14 protein-coding genes and 1 pseudogene are annotated in these 18507 nt (G+C 69.0%); 8 read left to right on the forward strand and 7 right to left on the reverse strand.

The genetic code is table 11. The features are described 5' to 3' along the window. Positions 1 to 7: 7 nt before the first annotated feature. The 3 genes from DMC64_RS35595 to DMC64_RS35605 all read right to left on the reverse strand — a co-directional run bounded on the left by DMC64_RS35595 (position 8) and on the right by DMC64_RS35605 (position 2440). The gene (locus DMC64_RS35595) at positions 8 to 1027 is read right to left on the reverse strand and encodes a LacI family DNA-binding transcriptional regulator (RefSeq protein ID WP_125737069.1); all 1020 of its coding nucleotides are present in this window, start codon (positions 1025 to 1027) and stop codon (positions 8 to 10) included. Then, entirely contained in the window at positions 1028 to 1672 is a 645-nt protein-coding gene (locus DMC64_RS35600; protein WP_125737070.1) for a flavodoxin family protein, read from the reverse strand. Between the two features lie 63 nt (positions 1673 to 1735). Continuing rightward, the gene (locus tag DMC64_RS35605) at positions 1736 to 2440 is read right to left on the reverse strand and encodes an alpha/beta fold hydrolase (protein WP_125737071.1); all 705 of its coding nucleotides are present in this window, start codon (positions 2438 to 2440) and stop codon (positions 1736 to 1738) included. 126 nt (positions 2441 to 2566) lie between these two features. On the opposite strand from DMC64_RS35605, the gene DMC64_RS35610 reads away from it, so the two are divergent. The 4 genes from DMC64_RS35610 (at position 2567) to DMC64_RS35625 (ending at position 7047) form a co-directional block, all read left to right on the forward strand. Continuing rightward, positions 2567 to 3127: a TetR/AcrR family transcriptional regulator gene (locus tag DMC64_RS35610; protein ID WP_125737072.1), complete on the forward strand. Its 561-nt coding sequence runs from the start codon at positions 2567 to 2569 to the stop codon at positions 3125 to 3127. 80 nt (positions 3128 to 3207) lie between these two features. After that, the gene (locus tag DMC64_RS35615; RefSeq protein WP_125737073.1) at positions 3208 to 4791 is read left to right on the forward strand and encodes an AMP-binding protein; all 1584 of its coding nucleotides are present in this window, start codon (positions 3208 to 3210) and stop codon (positions 4789 to 4791) included. Positions 4792 to 4823: 32 nt separating this feature from the next. Further along, a complete protein-coding gene (locus DMC64_RS35620) occupies positions 4824 to 5594 on the forward strand; it encodes a tyrosine-protein phosphatase (RefSeq protein ID WP_199755197.1) in 771 nt (256 codons plus the stop codon). A gap of 208 nt (positions 5595 to 5802) precedes the next feature. Beyond that, on the forward strand, positions 5803 to 7047 hold the full coding sequence (locus tag DMC64_RS35625) for an HNH endonuclease signature motif containing protein (RefSeq protein ID WP_125737177.1): 1245 nt from the start codon (positions 5803 to 5805) through the stop codon (positions 7045 to 7047). A gap of 105 nt (positions 7048 to 7152) precedes the next feature. Here the strand turns inward: DMC64_RS35625 and DMC64_RS35630 are convergent, their stop codons facing one another. Both DMC64_RS35630 and DMC64_RS35635 read right to left on the reverse strand, forming a co-directional pair. Beyond that, on the reverse strand, positions 7153 to 8430 hold the full coding sequence (locus DMC64_RS35630; protein WP_125737075.1) for an MFS transporter: 1278 nt from the start codon (positions 8428 to 8430) through the stop codon (positions 7153 to 7155). Next, a complete protein-coding gene (locus DMC64_RS35635) occupies positions 8427 to 9809 on the reverse strand; it encodes a M20 family metallopeptidase (RefSeq protein WP_199755198.1) in 1383 nt (460 codons plus the stop codon). The genes DMC64_RS35630 and DMC64_RS35635 overlap by 4 nt, the downstream gene beginning before the upstream one ends. A gap of 121 nt (positions 9810 to 9930) precedes the next feature. Here DMC64_RS35635 and DMC64_RS35640 point away from each other — a divergent pair, with 121 nt between their 5' ends. Next, positions 9931 to 10854 carry a LysR family transcriptional regulator gene (locus tag DMC64_RS35640; protein ID WP_125737076.1) on the forward strand — a complete coding sequence of 308 codons (924 nt, stop codon included), beginning with the start codon at positions 9931 to 9933 and terminating at the stop codon, positions 10852 to 10854. Here DMC64_RS35640 and DMC64_RS35645 read toward each other — a convergent pair. Beyond that, positions 10829 to 12411, reverse strand: a pseudogene (locus DMC64_RS35645) (FAD-binding oxidoreductase). The gene DMC64_RS35640 and the pseudogene DMC64_RS35645 overlap by 26 nt on opposite strands. Positions 12412 to 12474: 63 nt before the next feature. On the opposite strand from DMC64_RS35645, the gene DMC64_RS35650 reads away from it, so the two are divergent. From DMC64_RS35650 to DMC64_RS35660, 3 genes are all read left to right on the forward strand, one after another. Beyond that, positions 12475 to 13548 carry a DUF6670 family protein gene (locus DMC64_RS35650; protein WP_125737077.1) on the forward strand — a complete coding sequence of 358 codons (1074 nt, stop codon included), beginning with the start codon at positions 12475 to 12477 and terminating at the stop codon, positions 13546 to 13548. 11 nt (positions 13549 to 13559) lie between these two features. After that, entirely contained in the window at positions 13560 to 14081 is a 522-nt protein-coding gene (locus DMC64_RS35655) for an HAD domain-containing protein (protein ID WP_125737078.1), read from the forward strand. Between the two features lie 275 nt (positions 14082 to 14356). Then, complete coding sequence (locus tag DMC64_RS35660; RefSeq protein WP_125737179.1) at positions 14357 to 16810, forward strand: LamG-like jellyroll fold domain-containing protein; 2454 nt, start codon at positions 14357 to 14359, stop codon at positions 16808 to 16810. Between the two features lie 22 nt (positions 16811 to 16832). Here the strand turns inward: DMC64_RS35660 and DMC64_RS35665 are convergent, their stop codons facing one another. Continuing rightward, positions 16833 to 18488 (reverse strand): DUF885 family protein, encoded by a 1656-nt coding sequence (locus DMC64_RS35665; protein ID WP_125737079.1) that lies wholly within the window; start codon positions 18486 to 18488, stop codon positions 16833 to 16835. Positions 18489 to 18507 lie beyond the last annotated feature (19 nt).

The raw sequence follows: 18507 nt of genomic DNA on the forward strand, positions 1-18507 counted from the left end.
ATGCATGCTAGCGGGTGGTGGATTCCCGCGCGTTCAGGCGCACGGGAACTTCGATCCGGTGCGGCTCGCCGTCCGGGGCCGCGCCCTCGACGAGGTCCATCAACGCCGTGGCCGCGCGGCCGCCCACCTCGCGCGGATGCACGAACATCCCGGTCACCCGTGGCGAAACGAGCCGGAGCGAACCGCTGTCGACCGCGCTGCAGATCCCGAGCTCGCCGGGGACCGCGAGCCGTCGGCGGCGGGCCTCGTGCAGCACTCCGAGGGCGAGGTTCTCCGACGTCGTGAAGACGGCGTCCGGGCAGATCCGCCGGTCGAGCAACCTGCCCAGCGCCTCCGCCGTGCCTTCGGTGGTCGGCGGCTCGTCGATTTCGACCACGACCGGCTCGCGCTCCCGGTCCCGCATCCAGCCGGTGTAGCCCGCCACCAGATCCGCCGCGTAAGACCGGCGGGTGTCGGTGGTGATCATCGCCGGCCGCTCGTAACCGTTGTCCGCCAAGTGATCCAGCATCAGCCGGGCGGCCGCGACCAGGTCGTTGTCGACGACGACCGGCACCGGGCACGGCGCCGCCATCGGCCGTCCGACGGTTACCAGGGGCCGGTCACGGCACCAGCCGGACGCGAAGAAGGGCTCGTCCCCACGGGGGTCCACCAGGATCGCGCCGTCGACGGCGAAGGCGTTCAGCCGGTCGAGGTCGGCGTCCGTCGGGGCCAAAAGCAAGCCGTACGACCGTTTCGACGCGGCTTCGGCCGCCCCGTTGAGCACTTCGAGGAAGTAATCCGAATTGGGCACGAGCGCGCAGGCACTGCTCGCGTCGACCGAGTTCGCGAGCTGGATCGCCAGGGTGCGGCTGCGCCGGGTGACCAGCTGCTGCGCGTGCACACTCGCCTGGTAGCCGAGGTCGGCCGCCGCCCGCGCGACGCGCTGCCGGGTCTGCTCGGAGATCCGCCCCTGCCCGCTGAGCACGTGGGACACGGTGGTGATCGAGACCCCCGCGGCGGCGGCGACGTCACGGATGGTCGGCGACACTCAGGCCTCCACGGGCGGTCCCCAGACGCGGTTCGGCCGGTCGGTGTCCAGCCGATAGTCGGTGACGTGGGCGTCGCCCAGCCTACGGCCGAGGTCCTCCGCCGCCGCCAACGGCCGGGCGGGATCGCGCTCCACCTCGCCCCGGCTGTTGCCGACACCGACCACGATCCCGGCGAGATCCTGGCGCAGGTACCGGGTGAGTTCCTGGAACTGGGCCTCCAGCCCGAGGGTCGCGCCGCGGTAGCTCTCCTCGCAGGAGATCAGCACCGCGGCGCGTTTGCCCATCAACCCCGGCACGACGTCGGCGGTATGCGGCGAACTGCCGGAGGTGTAACAGAAAAGCCGGTCGAAGAAGGATTTGAGCCGCCCGGTCATGCCGTACCAGTGCAGCGGGGTCGCGTAGACGATCGCGTCCGCCGGGAGCACGCGATCGAACAGCAGGCGCTCGTAGCCGTCCCCGATGCCGCAGGACCGGTCGCTCAACCGGCAGTCGCGGCAGTCCCCCAGCGGCGAATCGACGAAATCGGAGAGCCGGGCGAAGTCGACCGAATGCCCGGCTTCCTCCGCTCCTTTGCGCAAAGCCTGCGCCAGCGCCCAGGAGTTGCCTTCACGACGCGGGCTCGAATCGAGCACCAAGACCTTCACGTGGTTCTCCCCGGAGAGATTGCAAAAACGCTTTTGCAGTCTCTCCGGGGAGGGTTTCACCTGTCAAGCGACCTTGGCGGCCGCCGCGAGGATGACCTCCGCGACGACGTCCGGCCGCGAGACCGAGACGGCGTGCGAAGCGTCGACCCTGCTGACCTCCGAACCGGCACGGTCGGACATGAACTCCTGCGCGGCGGCGGGGATCGCGTGGTCCTGCTCCGCGATCAGGGCCCACGACGGCAGGTTCTTCCACGCCGGCTCGCCGTCGAACGGGGTGCCGAGCGCGCGCTCGGTGACCGGACGCTGGGTGACCGCCATGACGTCGGCGGTCTCCGCGGGGACGTCGGCCGCGAACACGTCCGAGAAGTTCTCGGGCTTGATCGACAGCTCACCCTGGGCGGCCAGGACGTTCGTGGTGTCCGGGCCGAGCTTGCCGCCCTCGAACCGGCCGGACAGCTCGAACACGCTCTCCCCCGCCTCCGGCTGGAAGGCGGCGATGTAGACGAGCGCCTTGACGTTCGGCGCGGTGGTGGCCGCGCGGCTGATCACCACGCCGCCGTAGGAGTGCCCGGCCAGGACCACGGGGCCGTCCACACCGTTGACGACGTCGGCGACATAGGCCGCGTCGGACTCGATCCCGCGCAGCGGGTTCGCCGCCGCCAGCACGCGATAGCCCTGCTCACGCAGCTTCGGGACGACGCCGTTCCAGCTGGACGAGTCGGCGAAAGCACCGTGGACCAGGACGATGGTGGGCTTCTGGTTGCTCATTGCTGCTCCTTCAGAGCCAGGGAGAATGATCGGTCTTTCTGCCTCAACCATGCTGCCTCGGGATGCCTTCCGCAACGTGACGAAGACGACCTGGTGGAATGACCGTTCTTTCTCTAGAGTTGAAAGATGCCGACTGTCGACCGGGACGTACACCCGAAGATCCGGCTGCTCGAGACAGCCTCGCGGCTCTTCTACGCCGAGGGCATCCATGCCGTCGGCGTGGAGCGCCTGGTCTCCGAAGCGGCCGTGACCAGGGCGACGTTCTACCGCCACTACCCCACCAAGGACGACCTCGTCGCCGCCTACCTGAGCACCACGAGCGAACGGATCCGCACGGGTGTCGGCGCGGCGACGCGAGGGAAGCCCGCCCGCGAAGCACTGCTCGCCGCACTGGGCATCGTCGGCGACCGGACGCTCGACGACGACTTCCGCGGTTGCCAGTTCCTCAACGCCGCCGCCGAATACCCCGATCCGGCACACCAGGTGCGGCAGGTCATCGACGACCACCGGAACTGGTTCTTCGGCGTGCTTCGCGACCTGGCGCGCGACGCGGGTCATGCCGACCCCGACCACGCCGCCCGCACCCTCGTCCTCCTCCGTGACGGCGCGCTCCACGGCGGAAACCTCGACGACCCCGAGACCGTGCGGGCCACCCTGGCGCGGGCCGTGGCCGACGTCGTGGACTGAGCTTCATCGCGTCTTCTCGACGGTCGTAACAAGTGCTACCTTCGCGGGAGGGGGCACGGCCGGACCGAGGAGCGGCGACGATGAGGCTTTCTCCCAGCGCGCATGTCGACCCGTTCTGCCGCGACCGGCTGCCTCCCGCCGATCAGTGGCCGGAGTTCGTCTTCGCCCTGCCGGAACTCCGTTATCCCGACCGGCTGAACGCCGCGACCGCACTGCTCGACGACACCGTCGCGCGGCTCGGCCCGGGCCGGCCCTGTCTGCTCTCCCCCGCTGAAACGTGGACGTACGGCGAAGTCCTGGCCCGCGCCAACCGTGTCGCCCACGTCCTGGTCTCCGAATTCGGTGTGGTCCCCGGGGATCGCGTACTGCTGCGGGGTACCAACACGCCGTGGCTCGCGACGGTGTGGCTCGCCGTGCTCAAGGCGGGCGCGGTGGCCGTCACGACCATGCCGATGCTGCGGCGGACCGAACTCGACAAGATCGTCGCCCGCGCGAAGCCCGCGCTCGCCGTCTGCGACGAACGCCTCTTGGACGAACTCCCGCCCGACCTGCCCGTCGTGGCGTACGGAACGGAACTCGCCGCCCGCGCGGAACCGCATCCGGCGACGTTCGCCGACGTCCCGACCGCGGCCGACGACGTCGCCCTGCTGGCCTTCACCTCCGGCACGACGGGCTCCCCGAAGGCGACGATGCATTTCCATCGCGATCTGCTCGCGATCGCCGACACGTTCTCGCGGCACGTCGTACGCCCGACGTCCGACGATCTCTTCTGTGGCACACCACCGTTGGCGTTCACCTTCGGTCTCGGCGGCCTGCTGGTCTTTCCCTTGCGCGCCGGGGCGGCGACGTTACTCGTCGAACGCGCCACTCCGGCGGAACTCGCCGCCATCGTCGCCGAGAAGAGGGTCACGGTCCTCTTCACCGCTCCGACCGCGTACCGCGCGATCCTGAACGCCGGCGACGGCCGGCTGCTGACCGGAGTGCGGCGAGCCGTCTCCGCGGGCGAATCCCTTCCCGCTCCCGTGGCCGAGCAGTACCGGGAGATCGTCGGGCGGCCGCTCATCGACGGGCTCGGCAGCACGGAAATGCTGCACGTGTTCATCTCCGCCGCCGACGACGACGCGCGTCCCGGTGCAACCGGCAAGGTCGTACCCGGCTACCAGGCGGCCGTTCTCGACATCGACGGTTCGCCCGTACCGGACGGCACGCCCGGATTCCTGGCGGTGCGCGGCCCCACCGGCTGCCGCTACCTCGAAGACCCGCGCCAGCGGGACTACGTCCGCGACGGCTGGAACTTCACCGGCGACACCTACGTGCGCGACGCCGAGGGTTACTTCCGGTTCGTCGCGCGCAGCGACGACATGATCATCTCGTCGGGCTACAACATCGCCGCCCCGGAGGTCGAAGAGGTCCTGCTGACCCATCCGGACGTGGACGAATGCGCCGTGATCGGCACACCGGATCCGGATCGCGGTTCGGTCGTCACGGCGTTCGTCGTCCCGCGGCCCGGTATCGAGCCGGGTGTCGATCTGGTCCGGGCCCTGCAAGACCATGCTAAGGCGACCGCGGCGCCGTACAAGTATCCGCGGCGCGTGCGGTTCATCGAGGAATTGCCGCGTAATGCGAGCGGGAAGCTTCAGCGGTATCTGTTGCGGGAATTGTGATCCACTCTCAAGCCATGAACACGAGCAGAGCAGTGACCTGGGAAGGCTTCTACAACACCAGGGATCTCGGCGGCTTGCCGACCAGGTCGGGCCATGCGACTCGTTACGGCGCCTTCTTCAGGGCGGCCGATCTTCGTTTTGTAACCGACAAAGGCTGGTCACAGGCACGACAATCCGGTGTCCGGACCATCGTCGATCTGCGCAACGCCGACGAGATCCGGCCGGCGACGACAAAGTCCCCGACAGCGCTGGCGGGCTCCGCGCAGTTCGCCGCCGCAGGTGTGACCACACCGAACGGCTTCGACCGCATCGAAGTACCCCTCGACGACATCGAGGACACCGAGTTCTGGCAGCACATCAACAAGGAACGACTCAACGGCAGCCCGCTCTACTACCGCCTCTTCCTCGAACGGAAAGCCAGCCGGTGCGCGGCCGTCATCACCGCGCTCGCGCGGTGCGGCCCCGGCGGTGTCCTGTTCCATTGTGGCGCGGGCCGAGACCGTACCGGCCTGATCGCCCTCCTGCTGCTGGCGCTGGCCGACGTCCGACCGGAGGCCATCGCAACGGACTACGACCTCTCCACCGAGGCCGTGAAGCCCCTCTTCGCCATGATGGGCGTCGAGGACCAAGGACCGATCATCCAGTCCGTCCTCACCGACCGCGGCACCACGACCCGAGCGGCCATCCTGAGCACTCTCGAGGGCTTTGACGTCGAGCGATATCTCCTCGCCGGCGGTGTCAGCGGCACCGACCTCGACAATATCCGCGAGAGACTTCTAATTGTGGCAACAGGTGCCAGGTGACCAGGTGAACGTCGTCGATGGCCGCTGGGGCCACATCTTGCGGCGCGGCCCGCGAGCTGCACTGAAGCGCTCGCAGGGGCGACGGGCGTCTCGATGGTTGAGCGCCCTAGCGGCAATGACCGCGCCAATTATCTCTCACAAATTACAACGATTTTCGAGAATCTATTTCATATTCGCACATGTGTTCGATGTGCGGTATTCTCGTGGGGTGTCCGGACAACGTATCCTCGAACCGCCGCAGGAGTTGTGGCGTGCCGGTGCACGGGAGCTCGCGCATGGCGTGGTGGAGCGGTTGTCGGTGGCGCGGCAGGCGTTGGCGGAGGTCGGGCAGTTCCTGGTCGAGATCGAATCCCGCGGTCCGATGGAGTTGTTCGGGCACGGTTCGACCGCCGGTTGGTTCGCCGAGACCGCGCGGATCAGCCCGAACGAGGCCCGTGACACCGTGACCCGCGCTCTGGCTGTGAACGAGAGCCGCAACCTCGACGGCACTCCCGCCCCGGCGTTCGCCCCCATCGCCGGCGCCGCCGCCGCGGAAGGCGACCTCGGACATCAGCACCTCGATCCGATCCTCGCGGTGCTGAAGAAAATCCCGGCCGAGGTCTCAGCCGACGACCGCACCGGCGCCGAACAGATCCTGGTCACCCTGGCCCGGCACGCCGGACCGCAGGAGATCACCAACGTCGGCGCCGACCTCTTGGCCCATCTCGACCCTGACGGGAACGAACCCAAGGACGAAGATTTGAAACCCCCGTCGCGCGAGGTGCATTTACGGAAGCGTGACGATGGATGGTGGCGGCTCAACGGCCTCCTCGACCCGGAATTCGGGGCCCGCGCCAACGCCCTGTTCGAAACCTGGGGACAACGAAGACCCGTCGACGAGAACGGCAACCGCGACCCCCGCACCCCAGGCGAACGCAACGGCGACGCACTCTTCGACGCCATCCACTACGCGATGACCAACGACAAAGCCCCCACCCTCTCCGGAGACCGCACCACCGTCGTCGTCACCATCCCGCTCGAAACCCTGACCTCCGGGCTCGGCGCGGCCTGCGTCGACGGGGTCGCGCAGATCACCGCCCGGCACGCCCGGATGCTGGCCTGCGACGCCAAAATCATCCCCGCGCTTCTCGGCAGCGAGAGCGAACCCCTCGACATCGGACGCGCCGCCCGCAGCGTCACTCCCGCTCAACGCCGGGCCTTGAACCTGCGCGACCACGGATGCGCGTTCCCCGGCTGCCGACGAAGACCCAAACACTGCGAAGCCCACCACATACTCCCGTGGGGACAACTCGGCGACACCGACCTGAACAACCTCTGCCTACTCTGCCGCTACCACCACATGGTCATCCACGGCCAATCCGGCTGGAAAGTCCAGATCACCAACGGCCGACCCGAATTCATCCCACCGCAATACCTCGACCCGCTCCAAACACCCCGCCGCAACCACCGCTGAACCCGAGGGAGCCCGCCGACCACATGGCGACGGGCCCCTCGGCATGCCTGGGCACGGCACCCGGTTACACCCAGAAGGCGATCCCCGTACAGAACCGACCGCCATTCACCGGATCCCGCGCCGCCGATTCGCCGCGACCAGCGCGACGATACTGAGCGAAGCGGTCGCCAAAAGGTAATAGCCGGGCGAAACCGGCGATCCGGTGGCCGCGATCATCGCGGTCGCGATGGTCGGCGTGAATCCGCCGAAGATCCCGACCGTGGCGTTGTAGGCGAACGAAAGCCCCGTCGCCCTGGTGTGGGCCGGGAAGACGTCGGCCATCACCGAAGGAAGCGCGCCGAAGTAGGTGGCCTTCAACAGTCCCAGGATCGTCATCGTCACCGTGAGGGTCAGGAACGACGGAGAGGTGGTGACCCACAAGTAGAGCGGCACCACGCCGGCCCCGATCACCACCGCGGCCCCGATCATGATCCTGATGCGGCCGTGCCGGTCGGTGAGCAGTCCGACGATCGGCGTCACGAAGGTCAGGATGGCCGCGGTGATCATCAGGGCGACGAACGACAGCGAGTCGTCCAGACCGAGGTTCTTGATCGCGAACGTCGGCAGCGACTGCAGGATGAAGTTCAGCGAGGTCGAGACGACCAGCGCTCCCCCGGCGATCAGCAGGCCGCCCCACTGGAAGCGGAACAGCGTCCGGATCGGCGTCGACGTCGGCTGTTTCTCTTGGGCGGCTTCGGGTTCGTCGACGTGACGCCGGATGTAGTAGCCGACCGGGCCGACGAGCAGCCCGAACACGAACGGGATCCGCCAGCCCCACGACGTCATCGCGTCGGCGCTGAGCGAAGCGGTCAGCCCGGCGGCGAACCCGGCGGACATCAGCGTCGCGAAACCCTGGCTGGCGAACTGGAAGCTGCCGAGGAAGCCCTTGCGGCGATCGTCCTGTTCGATCAGGAACGACGTGGCCGCCCCGAATTCCCCACCTGCGGCGAATCCCTGGATCAGCCGCGCGACGATCACGCCGACCGGCGCGAGGAAACCGATTGTCGCGTACCCCGGCATCACCGCGAGCAAGAACGTCCCGATGACCATCAGCCAGATGGTCAATACCAGCGCCTTCTTGCGGCCGAACCGGTCGGCGTAGGCGCCGAGCACCAGACCGCCGAGCGGACGCACGAGGAACGTGATGCCGAAGACGGCGTACGCCTGCACGAGCTGGACGGCGGCGTTCCCGCCAGGGAAGAAGGTCTTGCCGATGTAGGCCGCCATCAGCGCGTACACGCCGAGGTCGAACCATTCGAGCGCGTTGCCGATGGTCGCCGCGGCGATCGCACGCCGCGTCGATGACGGCGTACGAGGCTTGGCCACCGTCTGGTCGGCCGTCATGCCTCCTCCCCGCGCCGTCCGAGCGCGTGGAACAGCGCTGTGGCGAGGACGAGCCCCTCCCGGGCGATCGGCGCGAGCAGGTGTTCGTCGGGCGCGTGCTGCAGGCAACCCGGGTAGGAGTGCGGCAGCCACAACGTCGGGAGGCCGAGCAGGTCGGTGAACACATGGTTCGGCAATCCCCCGCCGAAGCTCGGCAGAATCGCCGTCCGCTGCCCGGAAACCTCGTCGAGCACGCTCTTCGCCCAGCCGACCCACGGGTCGTCGACAGGGGTGCGGCTGGCGACGAAGCTGCCCTCCGCAGTGACGTCGACCATCGAAAACCCTTTCGCGGCAAGATGTTTCGTGATCGCCTCGCCCACGCCGTCGACGTCGGTCCCCGCGACGTAGCGCAGTTGCAGCATCGCCCGGGCGCGGCCGGGGATGGCGTTGACCGGGCGGTCGATGTCGGCCGCGCCGAGCGAAAGGACTTCGAGCGTGTTCCAGCCGTACAGCCGCTCGGCCGCGGTCAGGCCGGTGTCGCCCCAGCCGTCGTCCAACGCCGGATCGCCCGGCTTGTTCCCGATCTCGAGGTCGGCGAGCGCGGCACGGACGCTGTCGGGGAGCTCGGGCGGCAGGAGTTCCGGCACCTGGACGCGGCCGTGCCCGTCGACGAGAGAGGCGATCGCCCCGGCGAGGGTGGTGGCCGGATTACGCAGAACACCGCCCCAGTTCCCCGAATGGTAGGCGTCGGGCCGGAGATCGACGTCGAGCGCGATCCGGACGCTGCCCCGCGCGCCGAGGAACAGCGTCGGCGTCGCCGCGTCCAGGCGCGGACCGTCGGACGCGATGAGGACGTCGGCGCTGAGCGCCTCCCGGTTCGCCTCGACGAACTCGTCGAGTCCGGGCGAGCCGATCTCCTCCCCGGTCTCGAACATGAACTTCAGGTTGAAACCGAGCGAGCCCGTTTCGGCGAGGAGGAGCCTGAGCGCGGTCAGGTTGACCAGATGCTGTCCCTTGTTGTCCGCCGAACCGCGGCCGTACCAGCGCTCGCCGTCGGCGGTCAGCGTCCACGGGTCCCGGCCCTCGCTCCACCGGCCCTCGTGCCCGTCGACGACGTCGGCGTGGCCGTAGCACAGGAGGGTCGGCAGCTCCGGGCGTTCGATACGGGTGCCGATCAGGAACGGGCCGCCGGCCGGGTCGGGGTTCGGGTACGTCTCCACGGAGCAGCCGAGCGCGGTCAGCGCCGGGGTGAGCACCTCGTCCAGGTATGCCTTGATGGCAACGCGACCGCTCGGATGGTCGCTCACCGTGGGATATCGGACGAGCTCGGCGAGCTCGGCGAAGAACGCGCCGGAGTCGACGTGCTCGTGGGCCTTCGTGACCAGTTCCGCTGGGATCACCGCGTTGTCTCCCGATTCGCTCGTCGAGTGTCGCAGTGGAGCGTAAGTCGGTTTGCGTACCCTGACCATTGCCGTTTACCGTGCTCCGCGTTCTCATTGCGGCAAACCTGCGGAGCCTCTGATGCGACTACTGCCGATCGCGCTGACGTACTTCCTCGAAGTCGCCCGCACCGGTTCGGTGTCCGAGGCGGCGACCGAACTGACCGTGGCCCCCTCGGCCATCAGCCGTCAGATCGCCAAACTCGAAGCCGGCATCGGGGTGCCGTTGTTCGTCCGGCATCCGCGGGGCATGGTGCCGACCGAGGCCGGGACCCGGCTGCTGGACCACGTCCGGCGCAGCGAGGCCGAATCCGCCGTTCTCGTCGACGAACTCCGCAGCGGCCGCGGGCTGCACGCCCGGTCCCTGACGGTCGCCTGCTCCGAGGGGTTCGCCCGCCGCGTGGTGCCGCAGGCCATCGCCGCGTTCCGGCGCGACCACGACGTCTCGTTCCACATCGACGTCGTGACCAGGGACGAGGCGACGCGCCGCGTCCTCGAAGGCGCGGCGGACGTCGCCGTCACGTTCGCGACCGGGCCTCAGCACGGCGTGCGCGTCGAGAGCGCCGTCGTGGTCCCGGTGTACGCGATCGTCCCGCTCGATCATCCGCTGACCAGCCGCGACGCCGTGGGGCTCGCCGAACTGTGCGAATACCCGCTCGCGCTGCCGGCGCCCGGACAGAGCCTGCGCGACCTGTTCGACATCGCCGCGCGGATCGAGAATCTCACGGCGCATCCGGTGCTGGAGTGCAACGAACTGAGCCCGAAGTACGAGTTCGTCCGCTGCGGCGGCGGGATCGCCCTGGTCGGCGGGCTGGGTGACATCGAGCGGGACGCGGCCACCGAAGGAGTCGCCTACGTGCTGCTCGACAACGCCGTGTTCCGGAAACGCGAAGCCCAGGTGCAGACCATGGCGGGGCGGACGTTGTCCTTGGCGGCCATGCGGTTCACCGCGCTGCTGACGTCGTTCGTCCGAGCTCCGGTCAGCCGATCAGCACCCCGGGATTGAGGATTCCCGCCGGGTCGAGCGCCGTCTTGGCGGCGGTGATCGCGGCGGCGAAGGGGCCGGGACGCTGCCGGTCGTACCAGGGCCGGTGATCGCGGCCGACGGCGTGGTGATGGGTGATCGTGCCGCCGTGGCCCGCGATCGCCTCGGAGACGGCGGTCTTGATCTCGTCCCACTGGGCGACCGTGCTCCCCCAGCGCCCGGCGGCGTAGATCCCGTAATAGGGCGCGGGTCCGTCGGGGTACACGTGGCTGAAACGGCAGGTGATGACGCCCGCGCCGCCGCACACCTCGTCGATCGCGGCGCGGGCCGCCGAGGTGATCGCGTCGTGGAACTCCGGGAAGCCGTCCCACGTGCACGCGGTTTCGAAGGTCTCGACGATCAGCGAGCGGCGGGCCAGCGCGTCGCGTTGATAGGGCATCCGCAAGAACGACGACCGCCACGCCGACGCGCTGTCCTGACCGGCGGAATCCTTGCCGCGCCTGGCTTTCACGACACCGCCGTGGCCCGCGGTCAGTTCGAGCGCGCGGTCGAGCCAGGTGTCGACCGGGTGATCGGCGGATTCGAACGCGACCAGCAGGAGGCCGCCGCCCACACTCGCGCCCGCGTTGATGAACGCCTCCGCCGGGTCGAGCAGGCGGCAGTTCGACGGGTACAGCCCGGACTGCGCGATCGCGCGAGTGGCGGCGACGGCGTCTTCCTGCCGCTCGAAGGCGACGGACGCGGTCACCTGCCAGACCGGCCGGTCCTGCAGCCGCATCCAGGCTTCGGTGATCACGCCGAGCGTCCCCTCGGAGCCGAGGAACATCCGGTCCGGCGAGGGGCCGGCGCCCGAGCCGGGCAGGCGCCGCGATTCGCTGATCCCGGCGGGTGTGACGACGCGCAGCGATTCGGTGAGATCGTCGATATGCGTGGCGAGGGTGGCGAAATGCCCGCCCGCGCGCGTGGCGAGCCAGCCGCCGAGCGTCGAATGGGCGAACGACTGCGGGAAATGCCGCAGGGTCAGCCCCAGCGGCGAAGCCGGTCTTCCAGCGCGGGCCCGAAGATCCCGGCCTGGATCCGCGCCGCGCGGCTGACCGTGTCCACTTCGAGCACCTCGCCGAGACCGGCCAGATCCATCGAGATCGCGGGGCCGTCGAACCGCGGTTCGACCCCGCCGACCACGGAACTGCCGCCACCGTAAGGAATCAGCGGGATCCCGGAGGCCGTGCACCAGTCCAGGAGGTCGACGACGTCCTGTTCCGTGCACGGGCGGGCGACCAGATCCGGCACGTGGTCGAGCCGTCCGAGCAGATTGCGGACGACGTCGCGGAACGCCTTGCCGCGCGCGTGGGACAGCCGGTCGACCGCTCCGTCACCGCACAACGCTGCGAGCGTCGAGGGCGGCCGGATCCTCGGCGCCGGGAGGTCGAGATCCGCGGGGTCCGGTGGCGCGTGGTCGGTGAAGTCGTGGCCGGGCAGCACACCCGAGGTGCGGGCGACCAGCGCGTCGGACTCTTCCTTGGACAGTTCGCCGTCGGTGGTGCCCCAGCCCCACCACGAACGCTCCTCGGCCGGCATCGTCGCCTCCGTTCGATCTGACTCTCTAGTAAGTTACTTATCAGTCAGTTAGCGTGTCAACGCATGGAGCACCGCACCGCCGGGCTGCTGCGGAAAGCCGCCCCCGTTCTGGTCGACCGGATCCTGCCCCGGCTGGATCACCGCATCGAGGGATCACGGCGCCCGTTCAGCCGCCCCGAACTCCTGCGCCCGCACGTGGATTCACGGACCTGGGCGTGGACGCACTACGGCGTCTTCGTGCCGCGGCTGCCAGCGCCGTTGCGCTACCTCAACACCATGACCTTCATCGGCGCCACCGGCACGGTGTGCTTCGACAACGACTACCTCGCCCGGCCGGACGCCCGCCGCACCGCCACGGTCCTGTCCTCGACCGCCGCGCCGGGACACCATCATTACCGCGCCTACGACACCCGGACGGACTGCCGGTTCGCCGCCGACGGGTCACGTCTGGCCTGGGGCGAGGATCTGGTCATCGAAGCGGACCATCCGGAATACCGCCTGCGCGCGGATTACGGCGGCTTCGGCGCGGATCTCACGATCACCACGACGCCGCAGGTCTCGTACTTCGTACGGACGCCGATCTACGACCACCTCAGCCTGCTCGCGACCTATCGCGGGACCGTCACCGACGGCGCCGAGCGTGTCGAAGTCGATGGTCTCTGCACCGTCGAATACGCGCGATGCGTTACACCGCAAGCACTCTTCCGCAGGCCGGTGTCGCCGCGGTGGAAGCTGCCGGTCGATTTCTTCACCTACCACGTGATCAACCTCGACGAGCGCACCCAGCTGCTACTCACCGACGTCCGCGCGGCGGGCGCGACCGCGTGCCGGCTGGCGCACCTGCGCTCTCTGGACGAAGCGGCGACGGTGTTCCAGGACGTCTCGGTCGAGGTGACGCCCCGCGAGGAGCCCGAGATCGACCCGCAGGGGCGCGCGATGCGTGTTCCGCGAGCATTCCGCTGGACCGTGCGGGATGGCGACGAACAGGTCGCCATGCTCGACGGGACCGTGGAGACGCCGCTGCGCTATGGGCACGGACGCGGTTACGTGGGCGCGTACTCGTTCGAGGGCGCGTTCAGGAGCCGGGCGGTTTCGGGGACCGGGTATTTCGAGTGGGTGGACTGCGAAGACCGCTAACGTGCGTCTTCGTGACGGCCGCCCCCAAGACACTCCCCCTGATCTACCTCGACGTCGATGGCCCGCTCATCCCGTTCGGCCTCGGGCCGTCCCACTACCGGTCGTTCGCACCGTCGCCACGAAACGACGAGAACCCGCTCCTCGTCCGGCTCGACCCTTCGCACGGGTCGAGGCTGCGAGCCCTTCCCGGCGAACTCGTCTGGGCCACGACCTGGCTGCACGACGCCAACGACTCGCTCTCGCCCAGGCTCGGCCTGCCCCGCCTGCCGGTCGTGGACTGGCCGGAGCCCTCCGACAGCGACGAGTTCGACACCCGTATCGGCCTGCACTGGAAGACCCGCCCGCTCCTGGAGCACGCCCAGGGTCGCCCGTTCGCCTGGATCGACGACGAGATTTCCGACGTCGATCGCGCCTGGGTGTCCGGCCTGCACACCGCGCCGGCGCTGCTGTACCGCGTCGATCCCCAACGGGGCCTGACCGGCGACGACTACCGCGAACTCGACGCGTGGCTGCGGGAATCCCGCCGCTCCTGACACACCGGACAGCTCTTCCGCCCACGACCGATTCGACGCCTTCGACGCTTTACAACGTTGTATCAACGATGTAAAAACATCCTGACGGCCAGCCGTGGCCCGGCTCACACCGGTTCCCACCGGCCACGGGGTCGTGGTTTCACGCCTGCACAGGTCCAGCGGGAGGCGTACCTCCGCCGAGGCGGCCGCCCCCGGAGAAGGGTGTCGAGCAGATGTTGCCAACGTTGTCACCACAACGCCCCCGGAGACGCTTCCGGAAATCCCTGACCGCCGCGGTGGTCGCCCTCACCGCCCTGGCGTCGGCGCCGGGGGCCGCGACGGCCGCGGAGAGCGGCTGGAAGATGGGCAAGCCACGCCTGACCACCCCGTGGACGAACCAGGTTTCGCCCACCAACGCGTTGCCCGAGTATCCGCGGCCGCAACTGGTGCGCGAGAACTGGCAGAACCTCAACGGGGTCTGGGAGTTCGCCGGCGCCGCACCCGGTGAGGTGCCGCCCTTCGGCGAGAAGCTCGCCGAGAAGATCCTGGTCCCCTACCCCACCGAATCGGCGCTGTCCGGGATCCAGCGGCACGAGGACTTCATGTGGTATCGGCGCACGTTCACCGTGCCCCGGAACTGGAACGTCGGCAAGGACAACACCCTCCGGATCAACTTCGGCGCGGTCGACTACAAGGCGAAGGTCTACGTCAACGGCAAGGAGGTCGCCGCGCACCAGGGTGGCTACGGCGCGTTCTCCGCGGACGTCACCTCGGCGCTGAAACCCCAGGGAGAGCAGGAGATCATCGTCGGCGTCGAGGATCGCACCGACGCCACCTGGCAGCCCGTCGGCAAACAGCGCCGGGTCCCCGACCGCGGGATCTTCTACGAAGGCGCGTCGGGTATCTGGCAGACGGTGTGGATGGAACCGGTCGCGGCCAAGCACGTCGGCACGCTCGGCATGGTTCCCGATCTCAAATCCTCCACGCTCAAGCTCACCGTCGACACCGGCGGGAACTCCGGGCTGACCGTCGAGGCCGTGGTCCGCGACGGCCGGAAGGTGGTCAGCCGCAGCAAGGCGGCCGCGGCCGGCACGATCTCGCTGCCGGTGCCCCAGGCGAAACTCTGGTCGCCGGACTCGCCGTTCCTCTACGACCTCGACGTCGAGCTGAAGGACGGCCGCCGCACCGTGGACAAGGTGTCGTCCTACTTCGGCATGCGTGAATTCGGCACCGCGAAGGGCGCCGACGGCAAACTCCGGTTCACCCTCAACGGCAAGATCCTCTTCCTTCAGTCCACTTTGGACCAGGGTTACTGGCCGGACGGCATCTACACCGCGCCGACCGACCAGGCGCTGCGCTTCGATCTCGAGCAGCACAAGGTCCTCGGCTTCAACACGGTCCGCAAACACATCAAGACCGAACCCGACCGCTGGTACCACCACGCCGACGAACTCGGCCTGCTCGTCTGGCAGGACATGCCGTCGATGCGCACCGGCGGCCGCCCGCCGGTCGACGCCCAGCGGCAGTTCAAGGCCGAGCTGAAGGAATTGGTCGACCAGAAGAAGAACTGGACCTCGATCGTCGGCTATGTGCCGTTCAACGAGGGTTGGGCGGAGTGGTCGCGCGAGGAGACCGGACAGGTCGCCGAGAGCGTCAAGGCCCAGGACCCGACCCGGCTGGTCAACGCGCACAGCGGGGTCAACTGCTGCGATTCGCTCGGTGACTCGGGCAAGGGCGACGTCCTCGACTGGCACTCCTACCCCGGCCCCGCCAAGCCGATGCCCGACGCCAAGCGGATCTCGATCGACGGCGAGCACGGCGGCTACGGTCTCGAAGTCCAGGACCACATGTGGTTCGGCGAAGGCCACGCGTACGAAATGGTGAAGGACCAGGCGACCCTGAACAGCCGCTACGTCCAGAACCAGCGTGACGTACTCGCGTCCGCACAGAGTTGCGGTATCAGCGGCTCGATCTACACGCAGATCACCGACGTCGAGCACGAGGTCAACGGCTTCTTCACCTACGACAGGCAGGTGAAGAAGATGGACTTCGCGCAGGTGCGCGCGGTCAACCAGGCGATCATCCGTAACGCCGACGGCAGCGGCTCGGGCGCTCCCGATCCCGGCCCCGGCACTCCGGGGATCGACGGCGTGCACGCCTACAAGTTCAACGAGGGCACCGGATCCAGCGCCAAGGACTCCGTCGGCACCGCGCACGCCACGCTGACCAACGCGCAGTGGGCGGGCGGCGTCGAAGGCGGCGCGCTGGCCTTCGCGGGCAACGGGCAGGCCGACACCGGGGCGAACCTCGTCAATACGGCGGGCAGCTATTCGGTTTCGGCGTGGGCGAAGCTGGATGAGACGAGCGGCGCGTTCCAGACCGTCGTCAGCCAGGACACCGGCCGCGACAGCGCGTTCTTCCTGCAGTACTCCGGGCAGGACCAGCGGTGGGCGATGAGCTTCGTCGGCCTCCGCGCCCTGTCGCCGGAGAAGCCGGAAGTCGGCCGCTGGTACCACCTGACCGGCGTTCGCGACGCCAAGGCGGGCACGTTGTCGCTGTACGTCGACGGCACGAAGGTCGCCTCGCAGAACGCCTGCTCGGCCGCCCCGAGCACCGGGCACACGGTGATCGGCCGCGGCCAGTACGGCGGTCAGCAGGTCGACTTCCTGCGTGGCGCGGTGGACGACGTCCGGCTCTACGACCGGCCGTTGTCCGACGCCGAGGTCGCGACGCTCGCGAAGCGCGACTGAGCCCGGGCACGCGGCGCCGGGGTCACTCCCGGCGCCGCGTGTCCGTCACCCATTCCCGCACGATGTCGCCGAGCACGGGCAGCGGCACCTGCCCGTTCCTCAGGACGACGTCGTGGAAGTCGCGGATGTCGAACGCCTCCCCCAGCTGTTCCTCGGCGAAGGCACGCAACCGCTGGATCTCCAGCCTGCCCGTCATGTACGACAGCGCCTGACCGGGCCATTCGATGTAGCGGTCGGTCTCCGATTGCACCTCGACATCGCTGAGTACGCAATGTTCGGCGAGGTAATCCACGCATCGCTGCCTGCCCCAGCCCAGCGCGTGCAGTCCGGTGTCGACGACGAGCCGCGCGGCGCGCAAGGAATCCTCGGCGACCATGCCCAGCCGCATCACGTCGTCGGAGTACAGCCCCATCTCGTCGGCGAGCCGTTCGGTGTAGAGCGCCCAGCCCTCGTCGAACGCCGAGAGCGGGACTAGCCTGCGCAGCCGCGGCACGTCCTCCAGCTCGTAGGACACCCCTGCCTGGAAATGGTGCCCTGGAACGGCTTCGTGGAAGGCGACCGACTCGGCGATGAATCGGAACCGCTCGGTCACCCGGTAGGTGTTGGTGGAGTAGACGCCGGGACGGCTGCCGTCCGCCGACGGCGGCATGTAGTACGCCTGCGCGGCGGAGGGCCCGTCGGCTTCCGGCACGGCACGCACGACGCATTCCGCCGACGGTATCCGCCGGAACCAGCCGGGTGCGGCGGCCGCGGCCCGCGCGACCGCTTCCGTCGCGGTCGTGATCATCTCGTCCGCGTCCCGCCAGCGCAGCGACGGATCGGTGCGCATCCGCCGCCGGACCGCGACGGGGTCGTCCTCACCGAACACGGCCGCGCCGAGCCGCCGGTACTCCTCGTCCAGTGCCCGGCCGAGTGCGAGACCGGTCTCGTGCAGTTCCTCCGGTGAGATCCGGGTGGTGGTGTGTGTCTTGACCAGGCCGGCGTAACTCTCCTTGCCACCGTCCAGCCAGCAGAGACCCGGCCGGTCGTCGGGGCGGCCGTGTCCGGCGATCTCCCGGGCGAGCATCTCGCGGTAGGCGACGAGCGCCGGCCGCACCCGCTCGGCGAACAGCCGCTCCCGGCGCACGACGCGGTCGCCGGTCAGCGGCGGGACGAGCAACGGGTGGCGTTCGGCGGCCAGGGTCCGGTCGAGGTGGTCGACGGCGTTGCGCACCGCGCGTTCCACCGGGGTCCGGCCGGCCGCGATCCCGGCACGATGGCGTTCGGCCAGTGCCGCGAAGAACTCCGGGAACGCCGCCAGCCTGGCCAGATAGTCCTCCTCGGCCTGCTCCCCTGACGGCTGCAACTGCGGAAGCCAAGCCAGCACCCCGACCCCCTCGGCCACCATCGGATCGGCGAGGACGAATTCCGTCAACCGCGAATCCAGCCTGGTCAGGAGCGATTCCGCGTGATGGGCGATGACCCCGAGGGTGATCCGGTCCGGATCGGTGGACCGGGCGGCGAGCCCGGCGATCCGGACGGCCCGCTCCCGCAGCCGGTCGTCCCCCGCCTTCGAAACGTCCCGCAATTCGTGGTCGTGCCCGGGGACGTTGTCGAACGTCGCCATCAAAGGAAGTTCGGTCGCGAGGACGTCGAGGAGTTCGTCGGCCAATTCCGCCGCGGTGGGCTCATCGCTCATGACCGATGACTACCAGACC

Origin of the sequence: Amycolatopsis sp. WAC 04197 (assembly GCF_003947475.1) — a bacterium.
Lineage (GTDB): Bacteria > Actinomycetota > Actinomycetes > Mycobacteriales > Pseudonocardiaceae > Amycolatopsis > Amycolatopsis japonica.

What these genes read in the sequence shown, in the direction of transcription:
- DMC64_RS35605 (WP_125737071.1), bottom strand. Translation starts at nt 2,440, where the DNA reads ATGAGCAACCAGAAGCCCACCATCGTCCTGGTCCACGGTGCTTTCGCC.
- DMC64_RS35610 (WP_125737072.1), top strand. Translation starts at nt 2,567, where the DNA reads ATGCCGACTGTCGACCGGGACGTACACCCGAAGATCCGGCTGCTCGAG.
- DMC64_RS35615 (WP_125737073.1), top strand. Translation starts at nt 3,208, where the DNA reads ATGAGGCTTTCTCCCAGCGCGCATGTCGACCCGTTCTGCCGCGACCGG.
- DMC64_RS35630 (WP_125737075.1), bottom strand. Translation starts at nt 8,430, where the DNA reads ATGACGGCCGACCAGACGGTGGCCAAGCCTCGTACGCCGTCATCGACG.
- DMC64_RS35640 (WP_125737076.1), top strand. Translation starts at nt 9,931, where the DNA reads ATGCGACTACTGCCGATCGCGCTGACGTACTTCCTCGAAGTCGCCCGC.
- DMC64_RS35650 (WP_125737077.1), top strand. Translation starts at nt 12,475, where the DNA reads ATGGAGCACCGCACCGCCGGGCTGCTGCGGAAAGCCGCCCCCGTTCTG.
- DMC64_RS35665 (WP_125737079.1), bottom strand. Translation starts at nt 18,488, where the DNA reads ATGAGCGATGAGCCCACCGCGGCGGAATTGGCCGACGAACTCCTCGAC.